We start from the raw sequence: 224 nt of genomic DNA, 5'->3' as shown, positions 1-224 counted from the left end.
CATCAGCTGGACCGAGAATACCCCGGCGGATGGCAAGTCACTGACGGTAAGTGCGACCCAGACCGACAAGGCGGGCAACGTCTCCCTGCCGGGCAGTGACACAGCGAAGGTGGACGTCACCGCGACAGACAAGCCGACCGTCACCATCGTGGATGACGTGAACAACGATGAGCTGCTGAGCAAGGGCGAGATCGGTGCTGACCAGGTGCAGGTGACAGCCGAGG

The 224-nt window shown here is 62.5% G+C and carries 1 protein-coding gene; it reads left to right on the top strand.

Annotation, left to right across the window (positions count from 1 at the left end; translation table 11 throughout):
* Positions 1-224: hypothetical protein (locus ACW5XC_RS20480; RefSeq protein ID WP_456516121.1), on the top strand; the 224-nt coding region annotated here is incomplete at both ends.

This window comes from Aeromonas sp. 25-AL00135, assembly GCF_054052385.1.
Note: the sequence above shows the minus strand (reverse complement) of the source record. Positions and strands in the feature narration are given on the sequence as shown.